At 71.7% G+C, this 18539-nt stretch carries 15 protein-coding genes; 6 read left to right on the top strand and 9 right to left on the bottom strand.

Features of this window, described 5'->3' with window-relative positions; translation table 11 throughout:
• Window positions 1-858: 858 nt before the first annotated feature.
• Window positions 859-1272 (bottom strand): ATP-binding protein, encoded by a 414-nt coding sequence (locus ACWC5O_RS39190; protein ID WP_450583779.1) that lies wholly within the window; start codon window positions 1270-1272, stop codon window positions 859-861.
• Between the two features lie 206 nt (window positions 1273-1478).
• Here ACWC5O_RS39190 and ACWC5O_RS39185 point away from each other — a divergent pair, with 206 nt between their 5' ends.
• Both ACWC5O_RS39185 and ACWC5O_RS39180 read left to right on the top strand, forming a co-directional pair.
• Window positions 1479-2330, top strand: coding sequence for a helix-turn-helix domain-containing protein (locus ACWC5O_RS39185; protein WP_450583780.1), 852 nt, complete (start codon window positions 1479-1481; stop codon window positions 2328-2330).
• A gap of 8 nt (window positions 2331-2338) precedes the next feature.
• Entirely contained in the window at window positions 2339-2536 is a 198-nt protein-coding gene (locus ACWC5O_RS39180) for a DUF397 domain-containing protein (protein WP_450583782.1), read from the top strand.
• Window positions 2537-2972: 436 nt separating this feature from the next.
• On the opposite strand, the gene ACWC5O_RS39175 is transcribed toward ACWC5O_RS39180, so the two are convergent.
• Window positions 2973-3392 carry a hypothetical protein gene (locus ACWC5O_RS39175; protein ID WP_450583784.1) on the bottom strand — a complete coding sequence of 140 codons (420 nt, stop codon included), beginning with the start codon at window positions 3390-3392 and terminating at the stop codon, window positions 2973-2975.
• A 200-nt stretch (window positions 3393-3592) separates the two neighbouring features.
• Between ACWC5O_RS39175 and ACWC5O_RS39170 the strand changes: the two genes are divergently transcribed.
• The 3 genes from ACWC5O_RS39170 to ACWC5O_RS39160 all read left to right on the top strand — a co-directional run bounded on the left by ACWC5O_RS39170 (window position 3593) and on the right by ACWC5O_RS39160 (window position 7287).
• Window positions 3593-4867, top strand: a complete 1275-nt coding sequence (locus ACWC5O_RS39170; RefSeq protein WP_450583786.1) for a DUF1266 domain-containing protein — start codon at window positions 3593-3595, stop codon at window positions 4865-4867.
• Between the two features lie 9 nt (window positions 4868-4876).
• A complete protein-coding gene (locus tag ACWC5O_RS39165) occupies window positions 4877-5701 on the top strand; it encodes a hypothetical protein (RefSeq protein ID WP_450583788.1) in 825 nt (274 codons plus the stop codon).
• Window positions 5702-5943: 242 nt separating this feature from the next.
• The gene (locus ACWC5O_RS39160; protein ID WP_450583789.1) at window positions 5944-7287 is read left to right on the top strand and encodes a M14 family metallopeptidase; all 1344 of its coding nucleotides are present in this window, start codon (window positions 5944-5946) and stop codon (window positions 7285-7287) included.
• A 3-nt stretch (window positions 7288-7290) separates the two neighbouring features.
• Here ACWC5O_RS39160 and ACWC5O_RS39155 read toward each other — a convergent pair whose 3' ends face one another.
• The 6 genes from ACWC5O_RS39155 to ACWC5O_RS39130 all read right to left on the bottom strand — a co-directional run bounded on the left by ACWC5O_RS39155 (window position 7291) and on the right by ACWC5O_RS39130 (window position 13379).
• Entirely contained in the window at window positions 7291-7800 is a 510-nt protein-coding gene (locus ACWC5O_RS39155) for a hypothetical protein (protein ID WP_450583790.1), read from the bottom strand.
• A 68-nt stretch (window positions 7801-7868) separates the two neighbouring features.
• On the bottom strand, window positions 7869-9434 hold the full coding sequence (locus ACWC5O_RS39150; RefSeq protein WP_450583792.1) for an AAA family ATPase: 1566 nt from the start codon (window positions 9432-9434) through the stop codon (window positions 7869-7871).
• Window positions 9435-9504: 70 nt separating this feature from the next.
• Window positions 9505-10056, bottom strand: a complete 552-nt coding sequence (locus ACWC5O_RS39145) for a hypothetical protein (protein WP_450583794.1) — start codon at window positions 10054-10056, stop codon at window positions 9505-9507.
• Window positions 10053-10601: a hypothetical protein gene (locus ACWC5O_RS39140; protein ID WP_450583796.1), complete on the bottom strand. Its 549-nt coding sequence runs from the start codon at window positions 10599-10601 to the stop codon at window positions 10053-10055. Before ACWC5O_RS39140 ends, ACWC5O_RS39145 begins: the two co-directional genes overlap by 4 nt.
• Window positions 10598-12835, bottom strand: a complete 2238-nt coding sequence (locus tag ACWC5O_RS39135; RefSeq protein WP_450583798.1) for a hypothetical protein — start codon at window positions 12833-12835, stop codon at window positions 10598-10600. The genes ACWC5O_RS39140 and ACWC5O_RS39135 overlap by 4 nt, the downstream gene beginning before the upstream one ends.
• A gap of 61 nt (window positions 12836-12896) precedes the next feature.
• Window positions 12897-13379 (bottom strand): hypothetical protein, encoded by a 483-nt coding sequence (locus tag ACWC5O_RS39130; RefSeq protein ID WP_450583799.1) that lies wholly within the window; start codon window positions 13377-13379, stop codon window positions 12897-12899.
• Window positions 13380-13510: 131 nt separating this feature from the next.
• Here ACWC5O_RS39130 and ACWC5O_RS39125 point away from each other — a divergent pair, with 131 nt between their 5' ends.
• The gene (locus ACWC5O_RS39125; protein WP_450583800.1) at window positions 13511-15322 is read left to right on the top strand and encodes a caspase family protein; all 1812 of its coding nucleotides are present in this window, start codon (window positions 13511-13513) and stop codon (window positions 15320-15322) included.
• Here the strand turns inward: ACWC5O_RS39125 and ACWC5O_RS39120 are convergent.
• Window positions 15303-18455, bottom strand: coding sequence for a CHAT domain-containing protein (locus tag ACWC5O_RS39120; protein ID WP_450781183.1), 3153 nt, complete (start codon window positions 18453-18455; stop codon window positions 15303-15305). The genes ACWC5O_RS39125 and ACWC5O_RS39120 overlap by 20 nt on opposite strands.
• Window positions 18456-18539: the final 84 nt, after the last annotated feature.

The raw sequence follows: 18539 nt of genomic DNA, 5'->3' as shown, positions 1-18539 counted from the left end.
CGCGGACGGATACATCCGGCCAAAGGCCTTTCACTGTGCCGAGTACCGCGTTGCGTTCGACAACGCACCGATATGGCGATCCAGAATGGGGAATTGTTCAATCTCCACTGAATCCGAAGCCGGATGGAGAGCGCATCGCGGAGATCATGTCCCCGTGACCGGGCGGGCCCGTCCCACACGGACGGTGCAACGAGTGGGAGATTTGTTCCAGCCGAAGAAACACAGCAAACCTCCTGACCTGCGGCTTTACCAGGTCCCTCTGGCGCAAATCCTCCACTCGCCGTCTGAGTGGGGCGGGCGGTGCTCCTGTGGCGAACGGGGCAGCCACCGAACCCACTCACGTGCAGGCCACCGCCACACACAGACCGGCACCCGCTGTACCCACCCGGCGTGCCGCCACAGCGCACCCGCGTCCCCTCGGCCAACGGCACGAACGCAGCCCACCTACGGGCCAACAGAGCCAAGCCGCCCAGTTTCCCCGGGCCGCCCGCTCGCTTCTTCCCCGTGCTGGAGCGAGCCGTGTCAAGGGTCGGCCGCAGGCCGATCGCCGAAGGCGACGCGGACGCGCAGCGGGAGCGCCCTTGACTCGGCTCGCGGAGGCACGACACTGGCCAAGAAGCGGGCGGCCCCACCACAGCCCCGCTCACTCACTGCTCGGTGAACAGCTCCGCCGCATCCGTGGCGTGCACGGCTCGCTGGGCCCAGACCTCGAGTTGGCCCAGGTCGATGGAGGCCTCAACTCGCTCGTGGACAGCGTCGGTCACCTGAATGCCATGCACCCCCGCGGTAAGGCCCGAGCCAGCAACGCCGGATCCTTCTGGAAGATCCGGTGCAACGCCTCATGCGACGAACCCACCATCACGCCGCCCCCAGCTCACACCACACGAACTTCCCCCGGTTCCCGAACCGGGCCGACGGCTGCCAACCCCAGAAGTCCGCACACGCCCTGACCAACGCCAGACCCCGCCCCTCCTCCACCAGCTCGGCAACCTGCTCCAACGACCGCGGAGGCTCCGGCGGCCCCGGGTCCGTGTCCCACGCCCCGATCCACACCACCCCCTCCCCCGACCGACGCACCCTGAGCGCGGCCGGCCCCTTCGTATGACGTACGGCGTTGGAGACCAGCTCCGCCGCGAGCAGCTCCGCTGTGTCGACGAGTCCGATCAGGCCGTGCATCGTCAGGATCAGACGCAGGGTGCGACGGGAGATGGTGACGGCTCTGAGGTCGTTCGGGACGTAGAGGGTGTAGTCCCAGGAGTCGCTTTCGGGCATGCGTCAACTCCGCTTCTGAGGTAGTGGATTTCGCGCGCGGTGGCATTGCCGCAGCCGTCATGGCACGGCGGAGCGGTGCGCTTCCGCTGCGTATGCGTCGCATCACCGACGGTAGGACCTAAATTTATGTCGCCGCAAGCGACTGCCGTAATCTTGCCCCCGAACGAGTCGCCGTCCCCTAGGAGTTAGGGGTTGGGAGGAAGCCGATGGGGCGTCGTCAGCAGCCCACAGCACGCCAGGTGCGCCTGGGCCTTGAGCTCCGGAAACTGCGCGAAGCTGCCGGCCTCAAGGCCACCGAGGCGGCAGGCCTGCTCGGCGTGAACTCGGTTCAGATGAGCCAGATCGAGTCGGCGATCTCAGGGGTCAGCGAGCAGCGCGTGCGCCGCCTTGCCGCGAACTATGCCTGCTCCGACGAGAAGCTGATCGATGCCCTGGTGGTCATGGCGACCGACCGCACGCGGGGCTGGTGGGAGGAGTACCGGGGCATCCTCCCCGCCGCATATCAGGACCTGGCCGAGCTGGACCATCACGCAAGGTTCCGCCACGACGTGGCGGTCATCCACGTGCCAGGGCTTTTCCAGACGGAGGACTACGCAAGGGCCCTCTTCGCCTACATGAATCCGGAGTTCCCGGAAAGCGAGGTGGGCCTCCGCGTGGAGCACAGGATGAAACGGAGGGTCGTCATCGAAGGCTCCGCCCCCATCCCGTATGAGACCGTGATCCACGAGGCGGCGCTTCGGATCAACGTGGCCGGGCGTGCTGCAACCCGGGCCCAGCTGGCCCGCATCCTGGAAGTGTCGGAAGCCGACCACGTCACAGTTCGGGTGGTCCCCTTCTCCCTGGACGACTTCGCAGGGGCCGGAAGCACCATGGTGCACTTGGGTGGCGCCCTCCCACGTCTGGACACCGTCGTACGTGACGCTCCGCACGGCACTGCCTTCGTCGACTCCGAAGCACAACTGGAGCACTTTCGAAAACTCTTCCGTAGGGTTAAGGAGGAAGCGCTACCTCCGCAGCAGTCGCGTGACCTCATCCACCAGTTGGCCAAGGAGCTGTGAGGACCGGCATGATCACACCCGCCCCGTGGAAGAAGTCGTCTTTCTCCGGCGGAGGTGAGGGCAACGACTGCGTCGAAGTCGCAAACCTGGACGCCCACATAGCCATCCGCGACTCCAAGACCCCAGCCAGAGCAACCCTCACCTTCCCACCCGGCGCCTTCACCCCCTTCATAGAAGCCCTGAAGAACGCGGACCACCCGAGGTAGGCCAAAGGTGCCTCCCCACCTGAGACAAACCCTCACCGGCATAGGCGCATACGAAGGCCCCGGCGCCTACGACACATTCCTCAGCGCCCTCGGCGGATCACTCGCCAGACTCCCCACCCTCTCAGCCGCGCCGAAATCGCCCTGGACGTCTCCGGCCTCGACGCAGACCAGCTGAGCGACACCCGGCGCACCACCGTCAAGGATGCGGGGCAGGGACATCTGGGCGACCTGGCCGGCCGAGCGTACGGCGGTGCGCGTCGCCTACCACGCCGTACTCGACCGACTCGACGACCTCTGGTGCCCGAGCCAGGACGACCTGCTGATGCTCGACGGTGACGAGCGAGTCCTCGTCCTCGACCACGAGGAGCGGCTCTTCCTCACCCGGGCCGACGCGAGGTTGCTGCCTGCGACCTGCGACCTGCGACCGGGCGGCGTCCTACTTCTTGCCCAGCCGCTGAGTGACAAGCGGGTCCCCGAACGCGTTGTACACCGTCACCGTGGACGCCTTGGCGGACTTCCCCGCCCCACCCGCATAGTCGCGGTAGGCGTCCGCGACCTGCTGTGCCCGGGTCATCGCCTCGTCCACGGCGCCGATGTTCGTCGAGATGAGGACGTGGCCGCCGCCGGCGTCACGGGCCTGGATGCGCTCGACGTCGCCCGTGACCTTCGACAGGCTGTGGGTCTTGCCGTAGTCGCGGAGGGCCTTGGCGTTCATCTTCATCTCGGCGCGGTCGCCCGTCGCGGGGAACTTCTCCGGGATCGCCGACCCCTTGCCGGCCGCCTCACTGGTGCAGGCCGTGGCGAACAGGCAGGCGGCCAGCAGAGCCGCCCAGGCGGCAGTTCTCCGGTTGATCACGTCGAGACTCCTGAGGCTCCTGTGGGAAACGGCGGGGCCCAGCCCCTCCCCCACAAGACGGGCAAGCAAAGAGTCCGGTCGCGGTAAAGCGGCGTGACCTGGGCCATACACCGACCCGCTGAAGTCGCCGCCCCCGCGTCACATAGCATGACCAGGCAAGTCAAGTTGCCTCAGACGGACACAAGTTGAAAGGGCAAGCGATGTCGTTCGGTCCGCCACCCGCAGGGTTCGGGCCTGCGACTCCGCCAGCCCGTACTCCGCACACTCCGCCCGCCTGGACGCCGCCGACCCACGTCGAGCAGGCCCTCCTCGAAGCCAAGTCGCGCGAGGACTGGGCGGCTTACTTCGACACCCTCGCCGACAGCCGTCTGTACTTCGAGATACGGCGCGACGGGGCAGACGCCGAACCGAGCAGGGTCCAGCCCGTCTTCGGGCACGATCCCCGGGTCGCCGGCGGTCGGATCTGGGCCGTGTACACGGAGGGGATGCTGCCCGTGCCGGACCCGCACCGGGTACTCGACTGGCAGAGCCTCGGGTGGTTCGCCCGGGTGTGGGAGCCGAGCGATCCGACCATGATCGTGGTCAATCCGGGCAGTCCGTGCGAGGCGTTTCTGCCCTCCGCGCCGCCGCACTCCGCCGTGTGGGCGCAGCACAGGGCGAAGGGTCCGCTGAACCGGACGAGGGTGCGCACGCTCCGGCTCGGCGGGCCCCTGGAGGGACCTGTCGCGCAGGGGCTCGCCTGTGGCGCCCTGCTGATCGTGCGCTACGGGTTCGCCTGGAACGCCATGGCCTATCACGGCAACGGCTATCCGGAGGAACGCACGGCCCTTCGGGAGTGGTGGGGTGTCACCAGTCGCGAGGAGTGGCAGGAGCAGCAGCGCGCCCTGCTCGAGCCCGACGGCGCCAATCCCGTCTGGGAGTTCGCCCTCGGGCTGCGTCGCACCATCGCCCGTGACTTCGGAGGCCATGTCGACACCGCCTACTGGCGTGACGCGGTGGCCCGTGTGTTGCGCGGCCGCTCGGGCGGCGAGACCGTCATCACCCCGGACGGGGTCACCACCAGTCCCGCCCTCCCGGAGGCGGAGACCGAAGCGCGCATCAAGGGTGTGCAGCATCTCATCGGCCGTATCACCCGGTACGAGGCGCGCTTCCGGGCCGACGGCATCCTCGACGAGAACCGGTTCGTCAGTTCCGTGGACGCCTGGAACTTCGGGCGGGCATCGGGCATGGCCCGGTGGGGGCTGGGCTCCCGGTACTGCTCCCTGAAGGAGGCCGAGTCCGCCGTCGTCGAGGCCGGCCGGGCCTCCGCGCGGTCCTACAAGTCCTGGCAGGACTTCGCCGCCGGGTACATCCTCGGGCGCTGCCTGCACTTCGACGACGAGGAGTTCGGGAACTGGTACACGGAGATGGTCGACCTCCACCGGGTCCTGATGTCCGACCCCGAGAGCCCCTGGCTCACCGTTCCCTTCAAGTGAGGCGCAGCCGTGTGCATCTCCACAGCTGAGGCCGCGTTCTCGGGCACGATCCTGTACTGCGGGCGGCAGCACCACCCCCTGCACGGGCTCATCCATGTCATGGGCTACCAGAACACCGCCGTCAACCTGTCGGACGGCCCGAACGCCATGCTGCTGCATCTGCCCACACGGCAACTCACCCCCAAGCAGTTCCTCTCCGCCGGACGCACCGGCGACGTCCTGCACCGCATGGTCGCCGCAGTCGAAACCGTCCCCGCCGAGGACGACGGCATCGCCTGGATGTGTGGTGGTCCACAGCACGTCCAGGTCTTCGACCACGACGTCTACACGGTGCTCCTCGCCGCCGACCCCACCCTGATCCCCGCCGCGCTCACGCAGGTGCCGCCGCATCGGCGCCCGGACATCAACCCGGATCTACTGCGCTTCTACGCCGACCACTGCCCCGACCACACCATCGCCGTGTGCTGCTTCGACAACGCCGACGCCCAGCGCGCCAAGCCCCTGCTCGTCTGGTATCCGCCGCTCGACCCCGATCGGCTGGTCCTTCCGGCGCTGGACAGTCACACGGGAGAGGCGCCGGACCTCGACGCCGCCGTAGCCGTGGACCACTGGGTCCTGCTCTCCACCGACCAGGCCCCGTCCGGCTGGGGCGTCCCCGTCGACTACCCGCGGAACATACGCCACAGCCTGCGCGCCTTCCTTCCCGACACCGTCGTGGGCCGCTACTACGGACAGGCCCGGCCCCTGCTCAACGGAGACTTCGCCATCGGCCACGACGACCTGCTCACCGGTGACCTCGATCGCGTCGAGCGGCTTCAGCCAACCCGCTGCTGAGTACCCACCGAAGAGCAATCGGCTCCGGCGTTTTTCGGCCCGAGCCCGCAGCCGCCTTGGACATACTTGACCTGATCATGCCAACGCTTCACCATGAGCGCCAACCCCCGCACAGCGGACCCACAGCAACACATGCAGCAACACGCACGACAAGTCCGCACCCGCACGTCGCACGAAGCACCCCCCAGCTCCACTCCCCACTTCCGGCGACCCCGGAATTCCTGGAGACCCAAGGAGAGTTCATGCGACTTCGTACCCGCGGCTCCGGCGCGCGCGGCAGCAGACGTACCGCCGCACTCGGCGCACTGCTGGCCCTCGCCCTCGCCGCCCCCGTGTCGGCCACCGCCACGCACGCCACCGCCGACGGCGTCCGGAAGGCCGCGCCGTCCGGTGACGACATCCGGCAGTACGAGATCCATCAAAGCACCAACCCCGTGACCCGTACGGCCATTCAGCGGGCCGGCGTCACCGTCGACGAGGCCGACGAGGAGACCGTCGTCGTGTCCGGGCGGGCCGAGCAGATCGGCAGGCTGCGGGAGCTCGGGTACGACGTCAGTCCGTTGGGTGCGGCGCCCCGGCGATCCGGGGCCCGGCTGTACGACTTCCCCAGCGCCGACTCGAAGTACCACAACTACGCCGAGATGAACGCCGAGATCGACCAGCGGCTCGCCGCCTACCCGAACATCATGAGCAAGCGGGTGATCGGGAAGTCGTACCAGGGGCGGGACATCGTCGCCATCAAGGTGAGCGACAACGTCGGCACCGACGAGGACGAGCCCGAGGTGCTGTTCACCTTCCATCAGCACGCGCGCGAGCATCTGACCGTGGAGATGGCGCTGTACCTGCTGCGTGAGTTCGGCGCCGGGTACGGGAGCGACTCGCGGATCACGAACCTGATCAACAGCCGGGAGATCTGGATCGTCCCCGATCTGAACCCGGACGGCGGCGAGTACGACATCGCCACCGGGTCGTACCGGTCGTGGCGCAAGAACCGGCAGCCCAACTCGGGGTCGTCGTACGTCGGGACCGACCTCAACCGGAACTGGGACTACAAGTGGGGCTGCTGTGGCGGGTCGTCGGGCTCGAAGTCGTCCGAGACCTACCGCGGTTCCGCCGCCGAGTCCGCGCCCGAGGTGAAGGTCGTCTCCGACTTCGTGCGCAGCCGGGTCGTCGGGGGCAAGCAGCAGATCAAGGCCGGCATCGACTTCCACACCTACAGCGAGCTGGTTCTCTGGCCGTTCGGGTACACCTACTCGGACACGGATACCGGAATGACCGCGGACGACGCCGCCGCGTTCAAGGCCGTGGGGCAGAAGATGGCCGCGAGCAACGGGTACACGCCGGAGCAGTCGAGCGATCTGTACATCACGGACGGGTCGATCGACGACTATCTGTGGGGTACGCAGAAGATCTTCGACTACACCTTCGAGATGTACCCGACGTCCAGTTGGGACGGTGGGTTCTACCCGCCCGACGAGGTCATCGAGCGGGAGACGTCCCGGAACAAGGACGCGGTGTTGCAGCTGCTGGAGAACGCGGACTGCATGTACCGGGCGATCGGGAAGGCCGCCCAGTACTGCAGCTAGGCCCTAGGCCTCTTCGAAGTAGGCGTCGAGGACCGCGTCCAGCTGGTCCTCCCACTCCTTGAAGCGCGCCCTGGCCGTCGCCTCGATCTCGATCGGGTACCAGCGGCGGTCAGGGGTGTGCACCGTGATGGTGAAACGCTTGCCGAAGCGGGGGGACTCCGTCTCGACCGCGGCGATCTCGGCCCAGCGGAACTCGCAGTTCTCCTCGTCCAGGCTGAGCCGGACGCCGCGGTGGTCTGCGGCGAACTTGGCGCGGCGGTCGGAGGCCTCGAAGACGGGGCCGTCAGCGGGCGCCTGCTCCTCTTCCTCCGCCTCTGCCGGTGCCTCGGCCGCCTGTGCCTTCGGCTCCTGCTCCGGCTCCGGCTCCGGCTCCTCGGCAGGCTCCGGTGCCGCCGACCGCGGCTCCTGCTCCTGCTCCGGCTTCGCCGCCGGTGCGGTGAGCCCGGGGATGAAGGCCGGGTCGAATCCGGCGCCCTCGACGGGCTTGCTGCTCGATCCTATGCGCTGCTCCACGGCGGCAGTATGGACGACATTCCTGTGCCGGAACCAGTCGGACCACCCGACTCACCGGTTGACCCTGGTCACTCGTCCATGAAGACGATCCTTCGGGTACGGCCCCCGTCGCCCGGCACCGGGGTCACCGCCGCCCGGCCCGCCGGTACGGCGCGCTCGCGGCCCCAGGCGCGGATCTCCTCGATCTGCTCCGGATTGCTGACGCTGAGCGGACGTACCTGGGCGAAGGTGTCCATGACGTACGAGTCCTTCAGCTGGGCGATGCCGCCGCGGCGTACCGCCTCCTCGCCCACGTCGTGCAGGGCGGCCTCCATGTCGGAGCCGGCGAAGCCCTCGGAGAGGTCGACCAGGCGGTCGAGCTGCTCCGGGTCGGGGTCGGTCTGGAGGTAGCGGCGGTGGTAGATGCGGATGATCTCCTTGCGGTCCTGGGCGTCGGGCAGGTCCACGAAGAAGAGTTCGTCGAAGCGGCCCTTGCGCAGCAGCTCCGGGGGCAGGCTGCGGATGTCGTTGGCGGTGGCGACGACGAACGCGCGGGACTGGGACTCCTGGAGCCAGTAAAGGAACTGGCCGATGATGCGCTGCGGCACGCCGGACATGTCGTCCCGGCCGGCCAGGCCCTTCTCGATCTCGTCGATCCACAGCACACAGGGGGCCACGCGGTCGGCCATCGCGAGGGCCTCACGGAAGCGGCCCTCGGACTCGCCGAGGTACTTGCCGTGGATGCTGGCCATGTCGAGGCGGTAGAGCGGGAGCTGCCAGTCGTGGGCGATGGCCTTGGCCGACAGCGACTTGCCGCATCCGGGTACGCCGACCAGCAGGACGCCCCGCGGCGGGCGCAGGGCGGTGTGGCGCAGGTCGCGGGAGATCATGTCGTGCTTGCGTTCCAGCCAGGTGCGCAGGCCGGTCAGGCCGCCGATGGCGTAGTCGCTCTGCTTGAGGTGGACCCGTTCCAGGCCGGTGAGGTCGCTGAAGATGCGGTCCTTGGCCTGGGCGAGGCCGAGGACGTCCTCGCGGCGGATGGCGCCCTTCGCGGCGATGGTCGCCATGAGGTTGACGCACTCGGCCTCGGTGACGCCGTTCAGGAACTCGGCCGCGCGGCGGGCGTCCTCCTCGGTCCAGTCGATGGGGATGTGGCCGTGGTGGTCGCCGAGGAAGCCGCTGAGGATGCCGTACATCTCCTCGGAGTCGGGCAGGTCCAGGCGCAGACTCATGCCGAGGCGCTGCAGGCCGCTCCAGATGGGGGTGTCCGTGATCAGGACGATGCTGCCCATGTTGCTGTCGGCGAGGCGGGCCAGTTCCGCGAAGTGACGGGTGACCGGGGTGTCCGACTCGAGTTCGTCGGGGTCGACGAAGACGACGGTGGCGTTGGCGCGGCTGCCGAACTGGGCGGCCGCGAAGTCCATCGCGCCCGCCAGCGAACGGTCGTCCTGCACGGGCGCGTTGGTGCGCAGGTCGCGCAGGCCGGTGGCCCGGGTGTAGATCCAGAACGGCATGCTGCTGCGCCGGGACTGGGTGGCCGCTTCGCGCAACAGGCGCAGGGCGCGCTGCTGTTCGATGGTGCGCATCGCGATGACCGGGACGCGGGCGGAGATGTAGCTGTCGAGATGGCTGAGGCTCTCGGCGTAGTTCGACATTCGGGCCTTCTCGGGGGTGGTCGGGGACGGCGTGACTCGCGCAGCAGGCCGTGGCCCGCCGCTGTCCGCCTCAGCCGGGGACGATGCGGCGTCTGGGCGGGGCCGCGGGGTCGTACGCCCAGGCGTCCTGGGTCTGCGGCGCCGTGAAGGTGGCGGTCAGCGCGTTGTCCCGCAGGGTGCGGCGGCGGCGCTCGACCAGGCGGGGGTCGGTGCCGCGCCGGGTCTCGGCGTCCAGGTTCCGCTCCAGCTGGGCCTGCACCTCGGTGATCTGGTTGTCGACCAGCTCGGTCAGCCGGGTGCGCAGGGACTCCGGGAGGCCCGGGTGGGCGGCAAGCGCGCGGATGCCGTGCAGGCCGGTGCGGGCCTGGGCGAGCTCCCGGCCCCAACTGAAGTCGTCCCGAGCCTCGTTCAGGGCGCGGACGAGGTGTTCGGCCCAGGCGACCAGGCGGGTGCTGAGGGCGCTGGTGAGGTGTTCGGTCAGCCGGGCCCAGGTGTCGCTGCCGTACTGCTCCTCGGCGAGCGCGGGCAGCACGGCCGGGTCGACGGGCTCCAGGGCGGCCCAGCGCCGCAGGAGGCCGACCCAGGCCTGGTACGGGCCGCCGTCACCCCACAGCCCGCTCATACGCTGCTGCCCGGCCGGCGCACCACGGTCTCCCCCGGCGGCAACGGCTCCCAGTCGGGCAGCCCCTCCACGACCCGCCGAAGCCTGCTGGTGACCCGCTCCTGCTGCGGGCGCCGCTGCGCGGCCCAAGGGGAGGCCTGGGCACGACCGGAGTCGGCGGAGGCGGCCCAGGGGGAGGCGGCGGACTGCTGGCTGCCTCCAGCGGGCTGCTGGGCGGTGCCGTTGCCGGCGGGCTGCCCGGTGTGGGAGACGGGACCGTTGCCGGTGGCCTGCGGGGTGGCAGCCCAGGGAGCCGCCGGGGTGGCCCCCTGCGGGGGCACAGTGGCCGGGGTTGCACCCTGCGCCGGCACCGCGGCCCCGGGCTGACCGGTCGCGGCCCAGGAGCGCTGGGATGCGGTCGCCGACGAAGGTGCCGTGGTGTTCCCTGGCGGCACGGCCCCCGCCTCGTGCGACGCGGGACGCGCGGCGTTCGCCCACGGCGACTCGTCCTGCGCGCCGCGCGGCGCCGGGCCGGGCTGGTGGGCGGGCGGCGGTGGCGTACTCATCGGGCGCTGTCCTCCTGGGACTCGGACGAGATCTCCTGACCGGCCTTGTCCTCCGGCTCGGCCTCGTTGCGGGACGACGACTCGGGCTCGGACGAGGTCTCCGCACCGCCAGACGACCCCGGCGCGGCGTCCTCCCGCACCGACGCCCCGGACGCCGCCCCCCAGCGGGCCGGAGGTACGACGTGCCCCTGGGCCGGCTCCACGGGCGCGGACTCCTTCCCGGGCCGGGGCACGGGAGCGGCCCCCCAGCCGGGCCCGGACTCGGGCTCGGACGAGGTCTCCGCACCGCCAGACGACCCCGGCGCGGCGTCCTCGCGGACCGACGACCCGGACGCCGCCCCCCAGCGGGCCGGGGATACGACGTCATCCTGGGCCGGCTCCGCAGGCGGGACGTCCTCCCGCACCGACGCCCCGGGCGCCGCCTCCCAGCGAGCCTGGGGCACACCGTCCGCCTGGCCCGACCCCGCAGGCGCGCCCTCCTTGCGTACAGTCCGCCCCTCGAACGGCGAAGCGCCACCGCCCGCCGTCGGCAGCGTGGCGATCAGTTCGCGGACCTTTACCTCGGTCTGGTCGGCCGTCGTGAACTTCTCGTACCAGTCGGTGAGTTCGGCGGAGGCGCCGCGCAGCTGGTGGAGGGACTCCGTCTTGGCGCGGTCCAGGAGTTCGCGGGCCGCGGCCTGGGCGCGGGCCGCAATCTGGGCCTGGTTGCGCAGGATGAGGCCCCAGACGAGACCGACGATGGCTGCCGTGCCGATCGCGAAGGCGGGCCAGCTGCCGGCGAGGAAGAGGAGGATGGCCGCGACGACGCCGGCCAGCGGGGCCACCTTCTTCAGCCACGGGAAGGCGAGCGCCTCGACGAACGGGCCCGTGTAGCGGTCCCAGTGGTCGCTGAGGGACTTCTCCAGGGCGGCGAGAGGCTGGGTGAAGGAGCCTACCCAGGTGGGCAGTTGGAAGAGCTGCGAGCCCACGGAGTGCGACGTGGCGAACTGGGCCTGGACGTCCTGCGGCACGGCGGCCCGGTAGTCGCGGGTGTGGGCGGCGTGCGCCTGCTGGAACCACTCGTGGCAGGCCGCGACGGACAGCCGCTGGGTGGCCGGCGAGGTGCCGATGGCCTGCGGGTTGAGCGCGGCCGTGGTCTGCACGGTGAGGTAGTCGAGGGTCTCCTCGTACGAGGCCGCGTCCGCGTCGGCGGTCTTGCGGGCCGACGTGAGGTCGCCGTCGTGGTCGACCACCGCCTGGTTGAAGGCGAGGTCGCGGCGCAGCGGCAGCTCCTCGTTGTCGTACTCGGAGACCAGCCGGTCGAGGATGTCGTCGACGGCGTCCTCGATGCGCTCGGACGGCTGGAACTCCCGGTCCATGATGGCCCGGTACTTGTCCAGCACGGGCTGCTGGCCGCGCGCGGAGGAGAGCACGCCGTCGAGGGTGACCCACTGCGGGGAGACGGCGGCCAGGCGCGGGAACTCGGCCGCCTGGGACGGCCCGCGCAGGGACTCCAGCTCGTCGCGCCAGCGCCGGACCTGCCTGGCCTGCGCGTCCGCGCTGTCCATCAGCTGGGACCGCCACTCGGCGAGGGTGCGGTCCAACAGCTCGCGGCCGACCAGTCCGAACGCACCCTGGGCGATGGCCTCCAGGATGACCGCGAACTCGCGGCCGAGCGCGGCCGGGTCCTGGGCGAGGAGATAGTGCCGCAGCCAGCGCACCGCCGCCTCGGAGCGGCCCTGGCGGCGCAGGACGAGCGCGAAGAAGAGGGAGGTGCGGTCGGGCGAGCGGCGGAAGGCCTCGTCGACCGCGCGCTCGCACAGGGTGCGGTCGTCGGCGGACCAGGAGGCGAGGGCGACCAGGGCGGGGGCGAGCCAGTAGCGGGGGGTCTGGAGCATCAGCTGGTCGCCGACCATCCGGACGTTGTCCTCCGACACCAGGCCGATGTCGAAGGCCTGGAGCATGCCGACCGCGGTGCGGCGGACCGTCTTGTGGTGGCCGAACTCGTGGTCGATCTTGTCCTCGATGACCCCGATGCGGGTCTCGGCGCGCTGCACGTTCGCGGTGGCCTGCGCCTGCTGGACGAAGGCGAGGAACTCGTCGCGCAGCTGCTGGAGTTCGGTGCGGGTCTGCTGCTGGTTGGCCTCGACGGTGGAGACCTGGCCGGAGACGGAGCCGACCTGTTCGCTGAGTCTGATGACGAGGTTGCTGACCTCCTGCACCTGGCGGCGCAGTGTGTAGTCGACCTCGGACATGCGGAGCTCCGTTCGAGTGCTGCGGGGTGAGCGGGCAGGGGGAGGGGAAAGGGATCAGGGCTCAGGGGCGGACTACTGTGCCGTCGTCCAGGACGGGCAGGACCAGGCCGTCGGCGTGGACCTCGACGTAGGCGTAGCCGCCGGAGCGGGCGAGCATGCGGGCCGCCGAGAACGGCTCGGGCATCGGCTCGGCCGGGGCGAAGTGCCGCACGATGACGTGGAAGAGATTGAGCTGGTGGTCGACGTACGGCGGGCCCAGGTGGCAGCGGGCGACGAAGCCGAGGGGCACCGAGCCGTACGCCGTCGTGTACTGCTCGCGGACCCACTCGGCCAGCGACCGGCAGGCCTGCTCGTCCAGGCCCGTGTCGAGCCGGCCCACGGCGTCGAGCAGCTTGCGGGAGCGCGGTGTGTACAGCTCGCGGCGTACGACGCCGGGCGCCGGGTTCGCGGACGCGGAGCCGGGCCGGGCGACCGGGCCGGGCTGGATCCCCGGACCCTGCTGTGCCGGCCGCACGATACGGCGCGGCCGTTCGGTGTACCCCATGTGTCCCCCGAGAGTCATGGGTGGTGAGCGGTTGTGCGATGCACGGAAGGTGAAGGTTAGTGACGTCACGTCAAGAGTGCATCTCGGTAGGCCTGATTGACCCCTGAATGACACTGGCAGACTCTCTTCACATGGGGAGGATCAAGGCGCTCCTGGTGGGCATCGACGACTATCCGGCGTCCGTGGCGAGTGCGCTCGGCGGCTGCGCGAACGACGTCACCGAGGCCCGGCGACTGCTGACGGAGCTGGCCGACGAACGGGTGGACGTCACCGTCCTGTTGAACGCCGACGCGACCGTGGCCGCCGTGACGGACGCGGTGCTGCGGCACCTGGGCTCGGCCGGCCCGGGGGACACGGCGCTGCTGTGGTTCTCCGGGCACGGCACACAGGAGGCCGCCACCGGAGACGACCTGCTGATCGAGGCGACGGGCCTGAACCAGGCGCTGGTGTGCGTGGACGGTCCGCTGCTCGACAAGCGGCTGGGCGCACTGCTGGACCGGGTCGCCATGGGCGGTGCCCAGGTCACGGCGGTGCTGGACTGCTGCCACTCGGGGGGCGCGACGCGGGAGGCGGAGCTGACCGAGCGGTACGCGCCGCCCCGGCCGGAGTGGAACTTCGATGCCCGGGCGTACGGCGGGCCGCCCCGGCATGTGCTGCTGGCGGCGAGCCGGCTGGACGAGCCGTCGTACGAGGGCTGGTTCGAGGGGCGCCGGCACGGGGCGTTCACGCACGCGCTGGTCGGCGCGGTGCGGGCGGCCGGTCCCGGCGCCACGTGCCGGGAGCTGCTGGCGGCGGCCGCGGCCCGGGTGCAGCGGGCGGGCAGCACCCAGCATCCGGTGCTCTTCCCCGATCTGCCGGGCGGTGCGGCGGACCGCCCGCTGCTGGGCGGCGCGCCCCGCACGGCGAGTCCGCACCTGCTGCGGTACGGCGCCGAGGGCTGGGAGGTGGACTGCGGCGCGGTGCACGGACTCCGGGAGGGCGGCGCCGAGGCGCAGGGCACCACCTTCGCGGCGCTGGAGGAGGGGCCCGGCCGGGGGGTCGTACGCGCGGTGGAGGTGTCGGCCGCGCGGACACTGGTCGCGCCGGTGGACTGGGAGCCGGAGCCGGAACGGGTGTATCCGGTCGCGCTGTCGGAGGTCGCGCTGCCGCCGGCCAGTGTGGCGGTGGACGGATCACCGGAGCAGGTACGGCAGTTGGCGGCGGCGCTCGGGCCGCTGGTGCGGCTGGTGGACGGGGCCGAGGAGGCGCGGGGGCTGCACTTCCGGGTGCGGGTGCGGGACGGGCGGGCGTCCGTGCTGCGGCGCGACGGTACGGAGTTCACGGCGCCGCTTCCCTTCGCCGGACCGGTGGACGCGGGACGGGTCGCGGACTGCCTGGCCCACCTCGCCCGCTGGCACCAGCTGCGCGACCTCGTCCCGCGGCCCTCGCTGCTGGACGGGCTGGTGGAGCTGGAGATCGTCCCGTGGGGCTCGGACGAGCCGCTGCGGCCGGACGCGTCCGGGGAGATCGTCTGCCCGTACACCCCGGGCCCCTCCGGGCCGCGCCCGCCGTGGGTGTCGATCCGGCTGCACAACCGTTCCCCGGACCGCACCCTGTGGTGCGTCCTGCTCGACCTGACCGACGGCTACGCCTCCTCCTCGGAGCTCTATCCGGGGCACTTCATCGGTCCCGGCCGTACGGGCCACGCGCTGGACGGCGATCCCGTGCAGCTGTCGCTGCCCGCCTCCCGGGCCGCGGTGCCGGGGGCACAGGCCCGGGACTGGCTCAAACTGGTGGTTTCGGAGCAGAAGTTGAACGCGGTGCCGTTCCAGCTGGCCGCCTGGGACACGGCCACCGGCCGCCGGATCCTGGGGCCCGTGCTGGGCGCGGCGGGCCGCTGGACGGCGGTGACCGTGCCGCTGCGCACGCTGGTCCCGGAGCCGGTCAGCGGCCGAGATGCGTGAAGCCGGCCCAGGCGCTCAGATCGTGCGGGTCGATCCCGCGGGCCCGATCGGCGAGGAACTCCGGGAGCTCCGGCGGTAGTTCGCGGTCGGGGTTGAGCATCCACAGCTGGGCGCGGCGCAGGGCCCGGGCCGGGGGTTCGCCGTGGGTGCGCAGGAAGTGGTGGGTGAGGAACATCAGCACCGAGGTCGCCTCGTCCGGGACCGGCCACAGCGAGCCGACGACGGAGCGGGCGCCGGCGGCGAGGAAGGCGGTGGCGAGGCTGTAGGCCTCGTTGTGGCCACGGCCCGAGACATGGCTGCGGCAGGCGGCCAGCAGCACGAGACCGAGCCGGTCACCGCCCGCGCCGGTGATCTCCTCCGCGGCCAACTGCCCGTCGTGGAGGGCGAGACAGGCGCTGCGGCGGGCGTTCTCGGCGACGGACGCGTGGCAGGCGAGATGCAGCACTGCCCCGTCGTACGGCGACTCGCGCAGCCACCGCAGCACCTCGCCCGGGGTGCCGGGGCCTTCGGTGGGACCGGTCGTGCGGTGGCCAAGGAACCGGGCCTCGGGGTAGAAGGCGCGCTGCACGGCGTCGGCCTCCTCGCCCGCGTGCCGCAGGTCGCCGGTGGGGTTGCCGACGATCAGCGCGGCGCCGGTGTGCTCGGCGGCGGGGCGGGCGGCCACCTGGCACAGCAGGCGGGCCGAGGCGGCGTAGGAGATCTCGGCGGCCTGCAGCGCGTACTGCCGCCCACGCGGCCCGCCCGGCTCCCAGGCCGCGTGCCAGGGCACGAGCCCCAGCCTGCCCATCGGCACCAGCACCAGCCGGGGCAACCGCCCGGCCGGCATCTCGAAGGCCTCCAGCAGCGGCCGCATCGCCGCGTACCAGGCCCACCCGCACAGCCGGTCGAGCTGCGCGCGGAGGGAGGAGGGCACGGAGGGGCGCCGGCCGGGGACGGGGCCGAGGTCACGAGGGGTTCCGTCACGGGTCAGCCCTTCCCCCGGCCCGTACTCCTTCAGTGGTGCCGCGTCCTCCGTCAGGGTCGGCAGGGGTACGGCGTGCACCGTGGCCTTCGAGGTGACGACCAGCGCGGTTCCCGGGGTGTCCTCCGTGGCCGGTACCAGGTAGACGAGGGCGTCCTTGGTGAGGGTGCCCAGGGCCTCGGCGATCTCGTCGGGGGCGGGTGGGTCGAGGAGTCGGGCCTGGTGGGGGGCGTCGGTGCCGGTGAGGGCGGCCAGGACGCGGCGGCGCAGGGTGCTGGGCACGGCGAGGGGCGTCCGGACAGCGGCGAGGGGGTCGGCGGGCTGTTCGGTCGCGTCGGCCCCGGCGGTCCGCCAGTCGGCCGCCAGGTCGGTGTGTCCGGTGGCGGTGAGGAGGTCGGGGACGGTCGCCGAGGTGAGGGTCGCGTGCAGGACGAGGCCCCGGCAGGCGTCCAGGGCCTGGAGGGCCTCCTCGGGGCGGTCGTCCTTCAGGCACCAGCCGGCCACCTCCAGCGCGGCCCCGGTGGCCTGCGCGGCGGCGACCGTCGCGTGGTCGGTACCGGACTGCAGCAGCGCGGCCCAGGCGTGGCCGCGCAGGGACTTCAGGCCGAGGGAGCGGGCACTGGCCCGGTCGCGGCGGTGCAGGTCGTCGCGGGTGCGGTGGGCGCGGGCGAGGGCGAGGCCGGTGTCGGCGTAGAGCCGGTGTTCGGGCCCGCCGGCCTCCGCGAAGGCACCCTCCAGCAGGGCGATGCCCTTGGCGAGGCGCTCGCGGCGGCGCACCCGGTCGATCTCCATCTCGGACAGGGCGCAGTGGGCGATGCCCAGGCCGTTGGCGTAGCGCAGGCGGCTGTCGCTGCCGGGCACGCACAGCTCGTGGGCCTCCCGGAGCAGGCCGATGGCGGCCACGATGCCCGGTCCGTCCTGCTGGGTGACGGCGGACACGAAGCGCGTCATGCCGGTGTCGCCGAGCACCCAGGCCCGGTGGTCGCGGGGCAACCGCCGTGCCTGGCGGCGCAGTTCGGCCGCGCTCGGGCGGGCCGCGAGCGGCGGCAGCGGTGGCACGCCGAGGTGCTGGGCGAGGTTGTCGCGGCCGGAGCGGGCGTTCTCCAGGAGGGTGAGGATCTCGATGCGGGAGGGGTCCTCGTCGCTGAGCGCGGCGTGGCCCTCGGTGAGCGCGGCGATGTGACCGTCGGCGGCGGTCAGGTCGCCGCGCCGGACGGCGGCGTGCGCCTCGAAGCCGGCCTGCTGGAGGTCCATCAGGCGGCGCAGGTGCGCGGGCAGGGCGGGGTCGGAGCGCAGCCGCCGCCAGGTCGCGGCGCCGGCGTCCATGTCGTCGCCGGCGCCGCCGGTCTGGCCGCGCTGGGTCTGGGCCATGAACCGGGCGAGGGCGAGGCCGTAGCCGTGCTCGTCGCCGCCGAGGCCGCCGCCGGCCTCCGCCCGGTCGAAGTGGGCGAGCACCTCGTCGAGGCCGGCACCGGAGCCGGCGCTCATCTCCTGGTGCAGCCGGGCGATGCCGGTGACGGCGTGCGCCCGTCCCTGCCAGGCCGGGTCCTGCTCCGCGCGCTGCAGCACCGCCTCGGTCAGTTCCCGCCGGTGCTCCGCGGTGATGTGGGTGCCATCGGGGTCCACGACGGTGAGGTTGCACAGCATCAGTGAGGCGAGTTCGGCCCGGCCGGGACTGCCGGGTTCGAGGGAGCGCAGCTGGGCGAGGGCCTCTTCGAAGCCCCGGATGCGGCGCTGCTGCCCGGCCACGTCCCGGCTCATGCCCCGTAGGTGCTCCTCCTCCCCGAAGTCCACGTAGGCCCGGCCCTCGCGGAAGTCCTCGAAGAGGGAGCTCATGGTCTGCCTGAGCCGCTCGGTGTCGAGTCCTTCCGGGCGTCCGTCGGTCTCGGGCAGGACACCGTGGTCGGCGAGGGTGAACCGGGCCCAGCCGTCGAGCATCCGGGCGGTCTGGGCGAGGTCGTGGAGGTCGTGTTCGGCGGCCAGGATCAGGGCGGCGGCCCGCAGCACGTCCTGGGCGCGGGCGGGGTCGGGGTCGTCGTGGTGGCGGGCCTGCTGGAAGAGGGCGAGGAACAGCGCGGTGGCGGTGATGTCGCCGTCGCGGTCCGGCTCCCACCGGTCGACGGCCCGGCGCAGCAGGGCGATGCCACGGTCCCGGCCCGCGGGGTCGTCCACCGGGCGCACCTTTTGGGCATAACGCGCATATCGTACGGATCACCGGATGCATCCCACGGCAACCTTAGGTAAACTAAGCAAACC

It is taken from the genome of Streptomyces sp. NPDC001450 (assembly GCF_053597295.1).
Note: the sequence above shows the minus strand (reverse complement) of the source record. Positions and strands in the feature narration are given on the sequence as shown.

Coding starts and splice junctions, on each gene's coding strand:
- ACWC5O_RS39135 (WP_450583798.1), bottom strand. CDS start 12,835: ATGTCCGAGGTCGACTACACACTGCGCCGCCAGGTGCAGGAGGTCAGC.
- ACWC5O_RS39185 (WP_450583780.1), top strand. CDS start 1,479: ATGGGGCGTCGTCAGCAGCCCACAGCACGCCAGGTGCGCCTGGGCCTT.
- ACWC5O_RS39190 (WP_450583779.1), bottom strand. CDS start 1,272: ATGCCCGAAAGCGACTCCTGGGACTACACCCTCTACGTCCCGAACGAC.
- ACWC5O_RS39140 (WP_450583796.1), bottom strand. CDS start 10,601: ATGAGTACGCCACCGCCGCCCGCCCACCAGCCCGGCCCGGCGCCGCGC.
- ACWC5O_RS39180 (WP_450583782.1), top strand. CDS start 2,339: ATGATCACACCCGCCCCGTGGAAGAAGTCGTCTTTCTCCGGCGGAGGT.
- ACWC5O_RS39145 (WP_450583794.1), bottom strand. CDS start 10,056: ATGAGCGGGCTGTGGGGTGACGGCGGCCCGTACCAGGCCTGGGTCGGC.
- ACWC5O_RS39130 (WP_450583799.1), bottom strand. CDS start 13,379: ATGGGGTACACCGAACGGCCGCGCCGTATCGTGCGGCCGGCACAGCAG.
- ACWC5O_RS39160 (WP_450583789.1), top strand. CDS start 5,944: ATGCGACTTCGTACCCGCGGCTCCGGCGCGCGCGGCAGCAGACGTACC.
- ACWC5O_RS39170 (WP_450583786.1), top strand. CDS start 3,593: ATGTCGTTCGGTCCGCCACCCGCAGGGTTCGGGCCTGCGACTCCGCCA.
- ACWC5O_RS39150 (WP_450583792.1), bottom strand. CDS start 9,434: ATGTCGAACTACGCCGAGAGCCTCAGCCATCTCGACAGCTACATCTCC.
- ACWC5O_RS39125 (WP_450583800.1), top strand. CDS start 13,511: ATGGGGAGGATCAAGGCGCTCCTGGTGGGCATCGACGACTATCCGGCG.